Origin of the sequence: Tepidimonas sp. HKU77, assembly GCF_049728535.1 — a bacterium.
Lineage (GTDB): Bacteria > Pseudomonadota > Gammaproteobacteria > Burkholderiales > Burkholderiaceae_C > Tepidimonas.
In genome coordinates this window covers 727,280-741,112 of record NZ_CP187300.1, presented here as the reverse complement: position 1 = coordinate 741,112, position 13,833 = coordinate 727,280, and the positions used below count along the sequence as shown (strand labels likewise).

Sequence of the window (13,833 nt, the reverse complement as noted above, 5' to 3'; positions counted from 1 at the left end):
GGACGGCTCACCCAGCGGAACTGTCGGTTGCCGGCAACAGCGGAGAGATAGTCGCATGCCGAATGAGATGTTTCTGGCTGACTGCAGCCACTGCTGCTAGGATACCTTGGGTAGATACTGTGCCAGTAGCGGGCCGTGTGGCCCATGGGGGTGGGATTTGATTGCACTCGGATCATGGTGGAGCCGCGAGCCTGCGCCGCTGCTCGGCATCGACATCAGCGCGACGACGCTCAAGCTGGTCGAGTTGGGCCGCCGGCGCGATGGGGGCTATGCGCTGCTGCACTGTGCGATCGAACCCTTGGAAAAAGGCTGGATCGTCGAGGGCAACATCGAGAAATTCGATGAAGTGGCCGAGGCCATGCGGCGCCTCGTGCGCAAGGCGGGCACCAAGACGCGCGACGTGGCGCTGGCACTGCCCGGCTCGGCGGTCATCACCCGCAAGGTGCATCTGCCCGCCGGTCTGCCCGAGGATGTGCTGCAAATCCAGGTCGAGGCCGAGGCCGCGCAGTTGATCCCTTTCCCTCTGTCGGAGGTGGCGCTCGATTTTTGCGTCATCGGGCCGTCTGCCAATGCGCAGGGATACGACGAAGTTTTGGTGGCGGCTGCACGCAAGGAAAAGGTGGCGGATCGCCAAGGGGTAGCCGAGGCCGCCGGCCTGCACCCCGTGATCATGGATGTCGAGCCCTACGCCTCGCGCCTGGCCGCGCGCCGGGCGATCGAGCGGCTGCCCAATGGCGGCAAGAACCTGCTCGTCGCCCTGTTCGAGATCGGCTCGCAGTCGACGGCGCTGCAGGTGATTCGCAACGATGAAATGATTTACGAGCGCGACCAGCCCGTCGGCGGGGCGGCGCTGACGCAGCTCATCGCGCGCCAGTATGGTCTGTCGATCGAAGAGGCCGAGCAAAAGAAAAAGCTCGGGTCGGGCTTGCCGGCCGACTATCCCCAGCTCGTGCTGCAGCCTTTTTTGGACATGCTGGGGCAGGAGTTGGGCCGGGCACTGCAGTTTTTCTTCACCAGCACGCCGTACAACCGGATCGACCACGTCCTGTTGTCCGGCGGGTCGGCCAGCCTGCCCGGTATCGCCGAAGCGGTCATGGCCCAGACGGGGTTTGTGGCGCGCGTGCTCGATCCTTTCGAAGGCATGACCTTGCCGCCCAGCGTGCCGGCGGCCCGCCTGGCTGTGGAGGCGACGTCGTACCTGGTGGCCACCGGACTGGCGCTGCGGAGGTTCGTGTCATGATCGCCATCAATTTGCTGCCCCACCGCGAGTGGGCGCGCAAGAAGCGGCGCGAGGCGTTTTACCTCCAGCTCGGCTTGGCCGTGGTTGGCGCCATCGGCATTGCGGCCGTGGTGTATGGGGTGTACGAGGCCCGCATCGCGATGCAGGAGGGGCGCAACCGGCAGTTGCAGGCGGAAATCGCCAAGCTCGATGGGCAAATCAAGGAAATCGCCACCCTGCAGACCGAGCTCGACGCGCTCAAGGCTCGCCAGGATGCCGTGCAAAGCCTGCAGGCCGACCGTAACATGCCCGTGCACCTGCTCAACGAAGTGGTGCGACAGCTCCCCGATGGTGTCGTCGTGCGCTCCCTCAAGCAAGACGGCGACGCCATCACCCTCGGCGGCGTGGCCCAATCGCAAGAGCGCGTTTCGGAGCTGTTGCGCAACCTGTCGGGGCGCAGCCCGTGGCTGCATCAGCCGCAGCTCATCGAGATCACGGCGGGCACCATGAACTTCAATCCGGGTGGGCAGCGCCGCGTGTTCAACTTTTCGCTGCGTGTGCAGCAGCGCAAAGGCGAGGCTGGCGGTGCGGCGGGTGTCGCCCCAGCCGGTCAGGGCGCAGCGGTCTGATTCCCAGCGGGCGACTCCATGGCTTCCAAACGCACTTCCCCTTCTGTCGACTGGTCTGCCCTGCAGCAGCGTCTGCAGGCGCAGTTCAGCGGGCTCGACCCCAACGACCCGTCGCGTTGGCCGCCCCTGCCGCGGGCACTCCTGCTGCTGGCCGTGACGGGTTTTGTGCTTGCGGGGCTGTGGTATGCCTGGCTGTCCGAGCGCAGCGACGCGCTGCAGGCCGCCCAGCAGCGCGAGGGTGAGTTGCGCGCGCAGTACACCCAGAAGGTGGCCAAGGCGGTGGCGCTCGATGCGCTCAAAGCCCAGCTCGAACAGGTGCGGCAGTACGTGGTCCAGCTCGAGAAGCAGTTGCCCAACCGCGCCGAGATGGACGCGCTGCTGTCCGACATCAACCAAGCGGGTGTCGGTCGCGGCTTGCAGTTCGAGCTGTTTCGTCCTGGGCAAGAGGTGGTGCGTGACTACTATGCCGAGCTGCCCATCACGGTGCGCGTCAGCGGCTCCTACCACGACATCGGGATGTTCGTCTCCGACGTCGCGCACCTGTCGCGCATCGTCACGTTGGGCAATCTGGCGCTCAACCCCGCCCCCAACCGCAACGACTTGCTGGTGATGGAGACGACGGTGCGCACCTACCGCTATCTGGACCCGGATGAGGTGTCGGCGCAGAAAGCGACCACCAAGGCGGCGCAGGGAGGCAAGAAATGACGGGTCGTCCGCTTTCCTGGTCGGTCCTGGCGCTGGCTGTGCCGCTGGCGGCCTCGGGCCTGTTGTCCGGGTGCGCCGATGGCGAGCGTGACGACCTGAGCCAGTGGATGGCGCAGCAGCGCGCGTCGGCGCAACCCAAGGTACCCGCCGTGCTGCCTCCGAGCAGTTTTACGCCTCAGGCGTATCTGGGCAGTGAGGCCGTATCGCCCTTCAGCGAAGAGCGCTTGACCCGCGTGCTGCGCAGTGACACATCGGCCGCCGCATCACGTCTGATCGAGGCCGAAATGCGGCGCCCGCGCGAGCCGCTGGAGGCGTTCCCGCTCGATGCGATGGTCATGGTCGGCCTGCTCGACAAAGGTGGCCGACGGGTGGCGTTGGTGCGGGTCAATGGCCTGCTGTATCAGGTCAGCGTGGGCACCCGTCTGGGGCAAAACTTCGGGCGGGTGACCGCCATTACCGAGAATCAAATCGCGCTGCGCGAGATCGTGCAAGACGCCACTGGCGAGTGGATCGAGCGCACGGCGACCCTGCAGTTACAAGAAGGAACCGGTCCATGACCTCGAGCCTCACAACCCGACACAACGCCCCCGGGCGATCGAGCGTGACGCGGGGGCTGCGCCGATGGGCGCCCTTCTTCGCCGTGGCCGCTGCCGCGCTACAGATGGGGTGGGCGCATGCGCAGGGCGCCATTCGGTCGGTCAGCGCCAACCTCTCCGGTGGACTCGAGGTCGTTCGGATCGAAACCGCGGAACCGCTCAAGGAGCTGCCCGCCGCGTTCACCATCCAGACGCCGGCACGTATCGTGCTCGACTTCCCCGGCGCCGTCAATGCCACGGGTCGCAGCACCATCGAGGTCAACCAGGGCAACCTGCGTTCGGTCAACCTGGTCGAGGCAAGCGGGCGCACGCGGCTGGTGCTCAACCTCAACCGCGCCGTTCCGTACGACACCGAGTTGCAGGGCAACGTGCTGGGCATCCGGTTGCAAAACCCGCCGGCGGTGGCTGGCACGGCGCCGTCGGCAGTCGGCGGCACCACCTTCGACGCGGGCAGTAGCGCCACCGGCATGGCCGCCCTCAACGATATCGACTTCCGGCGCGGCGACGAGAGCACCGGGCGTGTGATCGTCGAGCTGGGCAACCCGCAGACCGGCGTCGACGTGCGCCAACAGGGGCGCAACCTGGTGGTGGAGTTTTTGCGCACCACGCTGCCCGAAGGGCTGCGCCGACGGCTGGACGTGGCGGACTTCGGCACGCCGGTACGCATGATCACGGCGACCCAAGTCGGTGACCGTGTGCGCCTGTTGGTCGAGCCCGCCGGTGACTGGGAGCACAGTGCGTACCAGAGCGACAACCGGTTCGTGCTCGAGGTGCGGCCGGTCAAGGCCGATACGAACAAGCTCGTCCAGGGGCCCAAATACAGCGGTGAGAAGTTGTCGCTGAATTTCCAGAATATCGACGTGCGCGCACTGCTGCAAGTGATCGCGGACTTCACCAACTTCAACATCATCACGACCGACACCGTGCAGGGCAACCTCACGCTGCGCCTGAAAGACGTGCCGTGGGACCAAGCGCTGGACATCATTCTGGAGTCCAAAGCGCTGGGCATGACGCGCACAGGCAACGTCATTCGCGTCGCGCCCAAAAAGGAACTCGATGCCGAGGCCGTGGCGCAGCGCGAGGTCAACAAGAAACTCGAAGAGCTCGAACCCTTGCGCACCGAGGTATTCCGCCTCAATTTCGCGAAGGCGGAGGAGGTGGCCAACACCCTCAAGGACGCCACCGCCAGCGGTAGTGGTGACAACCGTGCCACCAACCGCATCCTGTCGACCCGCGGGTCGGCGATCGCGGACGTGCGTACCAACCAGGTTTTCGTGACCGACGTCGCCGGTCGGCTGGAGTCGGTGCGTGACTACATTCGCCGCGTGGACAGCCCCAAGCGGCAGGTGATGATTCAGGCGCGTATCGTCGAGGCGACGGAAGGGTTTGGCAAGTCACTGGGGGTCCGCCTCGGTGTTGGCGGGCAGCGTCTGGTTCTGGGATCTGTCGATGGCAGTCGCATCAATGCGAATGTGGGTGGGAGCTACAACCAAATCGGTGCATCGCCAAGCTCGCAAACCTTGTCCGGTAATCCGCCAGCGGCGATGGTCAACCTGCCTGCGCCCAACGCTTTGGCGACGGGTGCGGCAGTTCCAACGTTTGCAGCCTCCATCTTCAGCCCCAATGCCACTCGATTCCTAACGTTGGAGTTGTCGGCGCTCGAGTCGGATTCTCGTGGTCGGATCATCTCCAGCCCTCGGTTGGTGACGGGTGACTTGAGTAAGTCCAAGATCAAACAGGGCGATCAACTCAAGCTCATCCTGCCTGGCGGCAACAACGCTGCCCCACGTGTAGAGACGGTCGATGCGAATTTGCAGCTCGACGTTGAGCCCCAGATCACTCCTAGTGGGAAAGTTTTGCTGAAACTCAATATCACAAAAAATCGTGTGCAAAGTTTGAGTGCGGCTGGGGCGAGTCTCGCAGTCAAAGAAATCAACACGGAGGTGATGGTCGACAATGGTGGTACCGTCATGATTGGTGGGATTTTTGAACAGGAAGAGTCCAATGATGTGGATAAGGTTCCTGTCCTCGGCGATCTCCCCGGAATTGGTAATCTTTTCAAGGTGCGGGCCAACAAGGTGGAGAAAAAAGAGACGCTGATCTTCATTACTCCGGTCATTTTGGAAGGCCAGGATACCGCGCAGTGATTCGATTGGTTTTGATTGGCCTGCCCGGCGCGGGCAAGACCACCGTCGGCCGCCAGCTCGCGCGGCGGCTGCAGGTGCCGTTTCTCGATTCCGACCAGGTGATCGAGGAGCGCATCGGCTGCAGCATTCGCGAATTTTTTGAGCGCGAGGGCGAGCAGGCCTTTCGCGACTTGGAGGAGGCGGTGATCGACGAACTCACGCAGGGCGGGCCGTGCGTGCTGTCCACCGGTGGGGGGGCAGTGTTGCGGCCCGCGAACCGGCAGCGGCTGCGCGAGCGGGGGCGGGTGTTTTATCTGTGTTCGACCCCTGATGCCTTGATGCGCCGCCTGCGCCACGACCGCACACGCCCGCTGCTGCAGGTGGCCGATCCGGCGCAGCGGTTGCGCGAGCTGTATGCGGCGCGCGACCCGCTGTATCGCGAGACGGCGCATTACGTGATCGAGACGGGCCGCCCGTCGGTCGCCACGCTGGTCAACACGATTTTGATGCAGCTGGAGTTGGGCGCCGATGCGGCTGTGCCGGATTCGGCCGCCGGCGCGGCCCGCTAAACTCGGGGGTATGGTCGCCTCCCGTTCTTCCGTCGATCCGGCGCCGCCGGCCACCCTGTTGCACACGGTCACCATCGAGCTGGGTGAGCGCAGCTACCCGATATTCATTGGGCACGGCCTGCTCGACGATCCGCAGACCTGGGCCGGACTGCCGCGGGCCTCGACCGCGGTCGTGGTCAGCAACGAGATCGTGGCGCCGCTGTACGCGGCGCGGCTGCGCGCGGCGCTCGCGCCGCACTATGCCCGCGTGCTGGAGGTCGTGCTGCCCGATGGCGAGGCGACCAAGGATTGGGCGACGCTGAACCGGATTTTCGATGCGCTGCTCACGCACGGGTGCGATCGCAAAACCGTGCTGTTGGCGTTGGGCGGGGGCGTCGTCGGCGACATGACCGGTTTTGCCGCCGCCTGCTACATGCGCGGGGTGCCGTTCGTGCAGGTGCCCACGACGCTGCTGGCGCAGGTGGATTCGTCGGTGGGCGGCAAGACCGCGATCAACCACCCGTTGGGCAAAAACATGATCGGCGCCTTTTATCAGCCGGTCCGGGTGGTGTGCGACCTGGCGACGTTGGCGACGCTGCCCGAGCGCGAGTACTGCGCCGGCCTGGCGGAGGTGATCAAATACGGGCCGATCCACGACTCCGTGTTTTTGGACTGGATCGAGGCCCACATCGAGGCGTTGCGCTCGCGCGAGCCGGCGATCGTGGCCCACGCGGTGCGCCGCAGTTGCGAGATCAAGGCGGCCGTGGTCGGGCAGGACGAGCGCGAGTCGGGCCTGCGAGCGATCCTCAATTTTGGGCATACCTTCGCTCACGCGATCGAGGCCGGACTGGGCTATGGCCAGTGGTTGCACGGCGAGGCGGTGGGCTGCGGCATGGTGATGGCCGCCGTGCTGTCTCAGCGGCTGGGCTTGGTGTCGCCAGCGTATGTCGAGCGGCTGACGCGCCTTGTCGCGGCGGCGGGGCTGCCCACACGCGCGCCGGTGCTGGCGCCCGACAACGCGGCGCGCTACCTGTCGCTGATGCGCGTGGACAAAAAGGCCGAGGCGGGCGAGATCCGCTTCGTCGTTGTCGATGAGCGCGGCCAGGCGTTCGTGCGTGCGGTGCCCGACGCGGTGGTGGCCGAAGTGATCGAGGCCTGCGCGGCGGGTGGAGGCGACACCGATGCTGGCACCCTACGCGTGTGATCCGGCACGCAGTCGCGGCCGCCGTCACCCCGAGCCGGCGGCGCCGACGCGCAACGATTTTCAGCGCGACCGGGACCGCGTGATCCACTCGACCGCGTTTCGGCGCCTGGTGTACAAAACCCAAGTCTTTCTCAACCACGAGGGCGACCTGTTTCGCACGCGGCTGACCCATTCGCTGGAGGTGGCGCAGCTCGGGCGCAGCATCGCTCGGCCGCTGGGGCTGCACGAGGATTTGGTGGAAGCGATCGCGCTCGCGCACGACCTGGGTCACACCCCGTTTGGGCACGCGGGGCAAGACGCGCTCAACGCCTGCCTGCACGAGGACACGGGCCCAGCGGCGCTGGAGCCACCCGGCGAGGACGAGCCGTATGGCGGCTTCGAGCACAACCTGCAGAGCCTGCGCGTGGTGGATGCGCTGGAGGAGCGCTACCCGGACTTCGACGGCCTGAACCTGTGCTTCGAAACACGCGAGGGCATCCTCAAGCACTGCTCCCGCGCCAACGCCCAGTGGCTGGAGGCGCGCGAGCCCGGCGGCGTAGGGGCCCGCTTTCTGCGCGGGCAATCGCCGTCGCTGGAGGCGCAGTTGGCCAACGTGGCCGACGAGATTGCCTACAACGCGCACGACATCGACGACGGCGTGCGCAGCGGGCTGCTGACGCTGGAGCAGCTGGAGGCGGTGGCGCTGTTCGACCACCACCGGCGTGCTGCCTTGGCCGATCATCCACGGCTACAGGGCCGGCGGTTGCTCTACGAGACGATCCGCCGCATGCTCAGTGCCCAGGTGTACGACGTGATCGACGCCACGCGGCAGGCGTTGCGCGAGGCCGACGTCCGCTCGCTCGACGACGTGCGATCGCGCGCGCCCCTGCTGGGCTTTTCGCCCGCGATGCGCGAGGCGTCCGCCGCCCTCAAGCGGTTTTTGCTCACGCACTTGTATCGCCACCCCCAGGTGTTGGAGACGACCGGACGGGCGCGGCGTATCGTGGCTGATCTGTACCAGGCCTATTGCGCCGATCCGTCGCTGCTGCCAACGGGTGCCCGGCGCCCCGGGCTGTCGCTGCGGCGGCAGGTGGCGGACTACATCGCCGGCATGACCGACCGGTTTGCGATCCGTGAGCACGAGCGCCTGACCGGCGAGCGGCTGTTTACCTGACGCACGGAGCCCGGCGACATGGCACGCTTGCCCCGGCTGGCGGTGACGGACGCGGCCCATCTGGTGGTGTGGCGCGGGCACAACGGGCAGCCCGTCTTTGTCGACGACGACGACCGCCAAGCGTGGCTGGCGTCGATGGCGGAGGGCGCGGTGCGCGAGGGCGTGGAGTGGCATGGCCACGCGCTGCTGGTGTCGGCTCTTTGGATGCTGGTCACACCGTGCTTCGACGGGGCGCTGTCGCGTTGGATGCAGGCGCTCGGGCGAACCTATGTGCGCCGCTTCAACCAGCGCCATGGGCGGCGCGGCACCCTGTGGGACGGTCGCTACCGGGCGGCGGTGCTGGCGCCCGACTGGGTGCTGCCGGCATTGGTCTTTTTGGACCAGGAGCCGGTGAGCGAGGGATTGGCCGCCACGCCGGAGGCCTGGCGTTGGTCGAGTCACCGCCATTACGTGGGCGCCGAGCCGCAGCGGGCCGTGACGCCCCCTGCCGCCTGGTGGTCGCTGGGCGACACGCCGTTTGCGCGCGAAGCGGCCTACCGCCGCCTGGTGCAGGAGGGGCTGTCCCGGCAGCAGGCGCAGCGCCTGCGCGAGGCCGCTCTCAAGGGGTGGCCGGTAGGGGATGCCACCTTTTTGGCGGCGTTGCAGGCCCAGACTGGCCGCCGCACCGAACCGGCGCGGCCTGGGCGCCCACGCAAGGTGGTCAATGATCTGTCCCCAAATAATTACGAGAAGGCTGCGGTGTCAATGAAATTGTGATCTGACCCCAAAAAAAGTGCTTGCCCGTTATGCTGCAATGCACTATCCTGTGGCCCTTCGTCTTTCGTCAACCCGGCCAAGGAGTCAGGCGTGACCGCTACCCCCCAATCCACTGCCGAGCAGCACGGGCTGTACTGCGCTGCCCATGAACACGATGCCTGCGGTGTCGGCTTCGTCGCCCACATCAAGGGACACAAGAGCCACGACATCGTCACCCAGGCGCTCAAGATTCTGGAAAACCTCGACCACCGCGGCGCGGTCGGGGCTGATCCGCTGATGGGTGACGGCGCGGGCATCCTGATCCAGATCCCGGACCAGCTCTACCGCGAGGAGATGGCCAAGCAGGGCGTGACCCTGCCGCCGCCGGGTGAATACGGCGTGGGCATGATCTTTTTGCCCAAGGAGCACGCCTCGCGCCTGGCTTGCGAGCAAGAGATGGAGCGCGCGATCAAGGCCGAGGGCCAGGTGCTGCTGGGCTGGCGCGACGTGCCGGTCAACCGCGACATGCCGATGTCGCCCGCCGTGCGCCAGACCGAGCCGATCATTCGCCAGGTGTTCATCGGCCGCGGCAGCGACGTCATCGTGCAAGATGCGCTCGAGCGCAAGCTGTACGTCATCCGCAAGACGGCCAGCGCCGCCATCCAGCGCCTGCAGCTGACGCACAGCAAAGAGTACTACGTGCCCAGCATGAGCAGCCGCACCGTCGTCTACAAGGGGCTGCTGCTGGCCAACCAGGTGGGTGAGTACTACCGCGACTTGCAAGACCCGCGCTGCGTCTCGGCGCTGGGGTTGGTGCACCAGCGCTTCTCCACCAACACCTTCCCCGAGTGGCCGCTGGCGCACCCCTACCGCTACGTGGCGCACAACGGCGAGATCAACACCGTCAAGGGCAACTACAACTGGATGCGCGCGCGCGAGGGCGTCATGAGCTCGCCGGTGCTGGGCCCGGATCTGAAGAAGCTCTACCCCATCAGTTTTGCCGGGCAGTCGGACACCGCGACGTTCGACAACTGCCTGGAGTTGCTGGCGATGGCGGGCTATCCACTGGCGCACGCGGTGATGATGATGATCCCCGAGCCGTGGGAGCAGCATACGCTGATGGACGAGCGCCGACGCGCGTTCTATGAGTACCACGCCGCGATGCTGGAGCCGTGGGATGGGCCGGCGTCGATCGTGTTCACGGACGGGCGCCAGATCGGGGCCACGCTGGACCGCAACGGCTTGCGGCCGTCGCGCTATTGCATCACCGATGACGACATGGTGATCATGGCGTCCGAATCGGGCGTGCTGCCGGTGCCCGAGAGCAAGATCGTGCGCAAGTGGCGCTTGCAGCCGGGCAAGATGTTCCTCATCGATCTGGAACAGGGCCGCATGATCGACGACGAGGAAATCAAGGCGACCCTGGCCAACGCCAAGCCGTACAAGCAGTGGATCGAAAACCTGCGCATCCGCCTAGACGACGTGGAGCGCCCGGTGGCCGGCGACGACGAGGCCAGCGTCAAGGCGGTGGCGGATGAATCGTCCCAGGCGGCGATGGAGCGGGTGGACGCCAACCTGCTCGATTTGCAACAGGCGTTCGGCTACACGCAAGAGGACATCAAGTTCCTGATGGCGCCAATGGCCCAGAACGGCGAAGAAGGCGTGGGCTCGATGGGCAACGACAGCCCGCTGCCGGTGCTGTCGGACCGGCCCAAGCCGCTGTACAACTACTTCAAGCAGCTATTCGCGCAGGTCACCAACCCGCCGATCGACCCGATCCGCGAGGCGATCGTGATGTCGCTGGTGTCGTTCATCGGCCCCCGCCCCAACCTGCTCGACATCAACCAGGTCAACCCGCCGATGCGGTTGGAGGTCAGCCAGCCCGTGCTCAGCGACGCCGACATGGCCAAACTGCGCGACATCGAGCGCCGCACCGGTGGCAAATTCCGCAGCACCACGCTGGACATCACCTACCCGGTTGCCTGGGGCAAGGAGGGGGTGGAGGCCAAGCTCGCCTCGCTGTGCGCGGAGGCGGTCGACGCCATCCGCAGCGGCAGCAACATCCTCATCGTCAGTGACCGCGGCGTCAACCGCGAGCGGGTGGCGGTGCCCGCGCTGCTGGCGCTCTCTGCCATCCACCAGCACCTGGTGCGCGAGGGGCTGCGCACCGCCACCGGTCTGGTGGTGGAGACGGGCAGCGCGCGCGAGGTGCACCACTTCGCGGTGCTGGCCGGCTACGGGGCGGAGGCGGTCTACCCCTACTTGGCGTTCGAGACGCTGCGCGCCATCCACAAGGATTTGCCCGGTGACCTATCGGCCGACAAGGCGATCGCCAACTACATCAAGGCGGTGGGCAAGGGGCTGTCCAAGATCATGTCCAAGATGGGCGTGTCCACCTACATGAGCTACTGTGGCGCGCAGTTGTTCGAGGCGGTGGGCATCAACAGCGCGACCATCGACAAGTACTTCACCGGCACGCCCAGCCGGGTCGAGGGCATCGGCGTGTTCGAAATCGCCGAGGAGGCCATCCGCTGGCACCGACAGGCGTACAGCAACGACCTGCCGATGCGCGACATGCTCGACGTCGGTGGCGAATACGCGTGGCGCGCCCATGGCGAGCAGCACATGTGGACGCCAGATGCGATCGCCAAGCTGCAGCACGCCACGCGTGCGGGCAACTTCGCCACCTACAAAGAGTACGCGCAGCTCATCAACGACCAGTCGCGCCGGCACATGACGCTGCGTGGGCTGTTCGAGTTCAAGGTCGATCCGGCCAAGGCGATTCCGATCGACGAGGTCGAGCCCGCGTCCGAGATCGTCAAGCGCTTCGCCACCGGCGCCATGTCGCTGGGGTCGATTTCCACCGAGGCGCACACCACGCTGGCCATCGCGATGAACCGCATCGGCGGCAAGTCCAACACCGGTGAGGGGGGCGAGGACCCGGCGCGTTACCGCAACGAGCTCAAGGGCATCCCGATCCGCAAGGGCGAGACCGTGGGTTCGATCATCGGCCGCGACAAGGTCGAGGTCGACATCGAGCTGCAAGACGGCGACAGCCTGCGCTCCAAGATCAAGCAGGTGGCCTCTGGCCGCTTTGGTGTGACGGCCGAATACCTGGTGAGTGCCGACCAGATCCAGATCAAGATGGCGCAGGGTGCCAAGCCCGGCGAAGGCGGTCAGCTGCCCGGCAGCAAGGTGTCGCCCTACATCGGCTATTTGCGCTACTCCGTGCCGGGCGTGGGCCTGATCAGCCCGCCGCCGCACCACGACATCTACTCCATCGAGGATTTGGCGCAGCTCATCCACGACCTGAAAAACGTCAACCCGCGCGCCGACATTTCGGTCAAGCTGGTGGCCGAGGCGGGTGTGGGGACGATCGCCGCTGGCGTGGCCAAGGCCAAGGCCGACCATGTGGTCATCGCCGGCCATGACGGCGGCACGGGCGCGTCGCCCTGGTCGTCCATCAAGCACGCGGGCAGCCCGTGGGAAATCGGCTTGGCCGAGACGCAGCAAACGCTGGTGCTCAACCGCCTGCGCGGTCGCATCCGCGTGCAGGTGGACGGGCAGATCAAGACCGGGCGCGACGTCGTTATCGGCGCGCTGCTGGGGGCCGATGAGTTTGGCTTCGCCACCGCGCCGCTGGTGGTCGAGGGCTGCATCATGATGCGCAAGTGCCACCTCAACACCTGCCCGGTGGGTGTGGCCACGCAAGACCCGGTGTTGCGCCGCAAGTTTGCCGGCAAGCCCGAGCACGTGGTCAACTACTTCTTCTTCGTGGCCGAAGAGGTGCGCGCCATCATGGCGCAGCTGGGCATCCGCAAGTTCGACGACCTGGTGGGCCGCACCGACTTGCTCGACATGCGCCGTGGCATCGAGCACTGGAAGGCCAAGGGGCTGGACTACAGCCGCCTGCTGCACCAGCCGCCGGTGGCCGACGGCGTGGCGCGCCGCCACGTCGAAACCCAGGATCACGGGCTGGATCGGGCGCTGGACGTGCGGCTGATCGAAAAGGCCCGTCCTGCTATCGAGCGTGGCGAGAAGGTGCACTTCATCGAGAGCGTGCGCAACGTCAACCGCACGGTGGGCGCGATGCTGTCGGGCGAGGTCACGCGCCACCACCCGGAGGGGTTGCCTGACGACACCATCCGCATCCAGATGGAGGGCACGGGTGGCCAGTCGTTCGGCGCCTTCCTGTGCAAGGGCATCACGCTGTACCTGATCGGCGACGCCAACGACTACACTGGCAAGGGTCTGTCGGGTGGGCGCATCGTGGTGCGCCCCAGCATCGACTTCCGCGGGGATGCGGGCCACAACATCATCGTGGGCAACACGGTGCTGTACGGTGCGACGCGCGGCGAGGCGTTCTTCCGCGGCGTCGCTGGTGAGCGTTTCGCCGTGCGGCTGTCCGGCGCCACCGCGGTGGTGGAGGGCACCGGCGACCACGGCTGTGAGTACATGACCGGGGGTACCGTCGTCGTACTGGGCAAGACGGGGCGCAACTTTGCCGCCGGCATGAGCGGTGGTATCGCCTACGTCTACGACGAAGACGGCCTGTTTGCCAAGCGCTGCAACACGGCGATGGTGGCGCTCGACCGCGTGGTCTCGGCCGCCGAGCAGGAGGCCACGGTCGATCGCGCCATCTGGCACCGCGGCATGACCGACGAGGCGCAATTGCGCCAGTTGCTGGAGGAGCACCACCGCTGGACCGGCTCCACCAAGGCGCGCGCCCTGTTGGACGACTGGGCGACGGCGCGCACGCGCTTCGTCAAGGTGTTCCCGCACGAGTACAAGCGCGCCCTAGGCGAGCTGGCCGCCAAGCAGTCGGCCGCCGAGGTAGCGGCCGAGGCCGCGCCTGCCAAATCGGCGGGCAAGTCCCGCAAGACCGCGCCGGCCGCGTGAAGGCGGCGCCGTTCATCGA

At 66.4% G+C, this 13,833-nt stretch carries 10 protein-coding genes; all 10 read left to right on the top strand.

Annotation, left to right across the window (positions count from 1 at the left end; translation table 11 throughout):
• Nucleotides 1–157: 157 nt before the first annotated feature.
• The 10 genes from ACPP3B_RS03555 to ACPP3B_RS03510 all read left to right on the top strand — a co-directional run bounded on the left by ACPP3B_RS03555 (nucleotide 158) and on the right by ACPP3B_RS03510 (nucleotide 13,814).
• Nucleotides 158–1,240: a pilus assembly protein PilM gene (locus ACPP3B_RS03555; RefSeq protein ID WP_299018507.1), complete on the top strand. Its 1,083-nt coding sequence runs from the start codon at nucleotides 158–160 to the stop codon at nucleotides 1,238–1,240.
• Complete coding sequence (locus ACPP3B_RS03550; protein WP_424859733.1) at nucleotides 1,237–1,848, top strand: PilN domain-containing protein; 612 nt, start codon at nucleotides 1,237–1,239, stop codon at nucleotides 1,846–1,848. The genes ACPP3B_RS03555 and ACPP3B_RS03550 overlap by 4 nt, the downstream gene beginning before the upstream one ends.
• Nucleotides 1,849–1,866: 18 nt before the next feature.
• Nucleotides 1,867–2,553 carry a type 4a pilus biogenesis protein PilO gene (locus ACPP3B_RS03545; RefSeq protein ID WP_424859732.1) on the top strand — a complete coding sequence of 229 codons (687 nt, stop codon included), beginning with the start codon at nucleotides 1,867–1,869 and terminating at the stop codon, nucleotides 2,551–2,553.
• The gene (locus ACPP3B_RS03540; RefSeq protein WP_424859731.1) at nucleotides 2,550–3,110 is read left to right on the top strand and encodes a pilus assembly protein PilP; all 561 of its coding nucleotides are present in this window, start codon (nucleotides 2,550–2,552) and stop codon (nucleotides 3,108–3,110) included. Before ACPP3B_RS03545 ends, ACPP3B_RS03540 begins: the two co-directional genes overlap by 4 nt.
• Entirely contained in the window at nucleotides 3,107–5,296 is a 2,190-nt protein-coding gene (pilQ, locus tag ACPP3B_RS03535) for a type IV pilus secretin PilQ (protein ID WP_424859730.1), read from the top strand. The genes ACPP3B_RS03540 and pilQ overlap by 4 nt, the downstream gene beginning before the upstream one ends.
• Nucleotides 5,296–5,844, top strand: a complete 549-nt coding sequence (locus ACPP3B_RS03530) for a shikimate kinase (RefSeq protein ID WP_299018509.1) — start codon at nucleotides 5,296–5,298, stop codon at nucleotides 5,842–5,844. Before pilQ ends, ACPP3B_RS03530 begins: the two co-directional genes overlap by 1 nt.
• Before the next feature lie 10 nt (nucleotides 5,845–5,854).
• The gene (aroB, locus tag ACPP3B_RS03525) at nucleotides 5,855–7,027 is read left to right on the top strand and encodes a 3-dehydroquinate synthase (protein ID WP_424859729.1); all 1,173 of its coding nucleotides are present in this window, start codon (nucleotides 5,855–5,857) and stop codon (nucleotides 7,025–7,027) included.
• Entirely contained in the window at nucleotides 7,005–8,180 is a 1,176-nt protein-coding gene (locus ACPP3B_RS03520) for a deoxyguanosinetriphosphate triphosphohydrolase (protein WP_424859728.1), read from the top strand. The genes aroB and ACPP3B_RS03520 overlap by 23 nt, the downstream gene beginning before the upstream one ends.
• 18 nt (nucleotides 8,181–8,198) lie before the next feature.
• The gene (locus tag ACPP3B_RS03515; protein WP_424859727.1) at nucleotides 8,199–8,936 is read left to right on the top strand and encodes a transposase; all 738 of its coding nucleotides are present in this window, start codon (nucleotides 8,199–8,201) and stop codon (nucleotides 8,934–8,936) included.
• A 90-nt stretch (nucleotides 8,937–9,026) separates the two neighbouring features.
• Entirely contained in the window at nucleotides 9,027–13,814 is a 4,788-nt protein-coding gene (locus ACPP3B_RS03510; protein ID WP_424859726.1) for a glutamate synthase-related protein, read from the top strand.
• Nucleotides 13,815–13,833 lie beyond the last annotated feature (19 nt).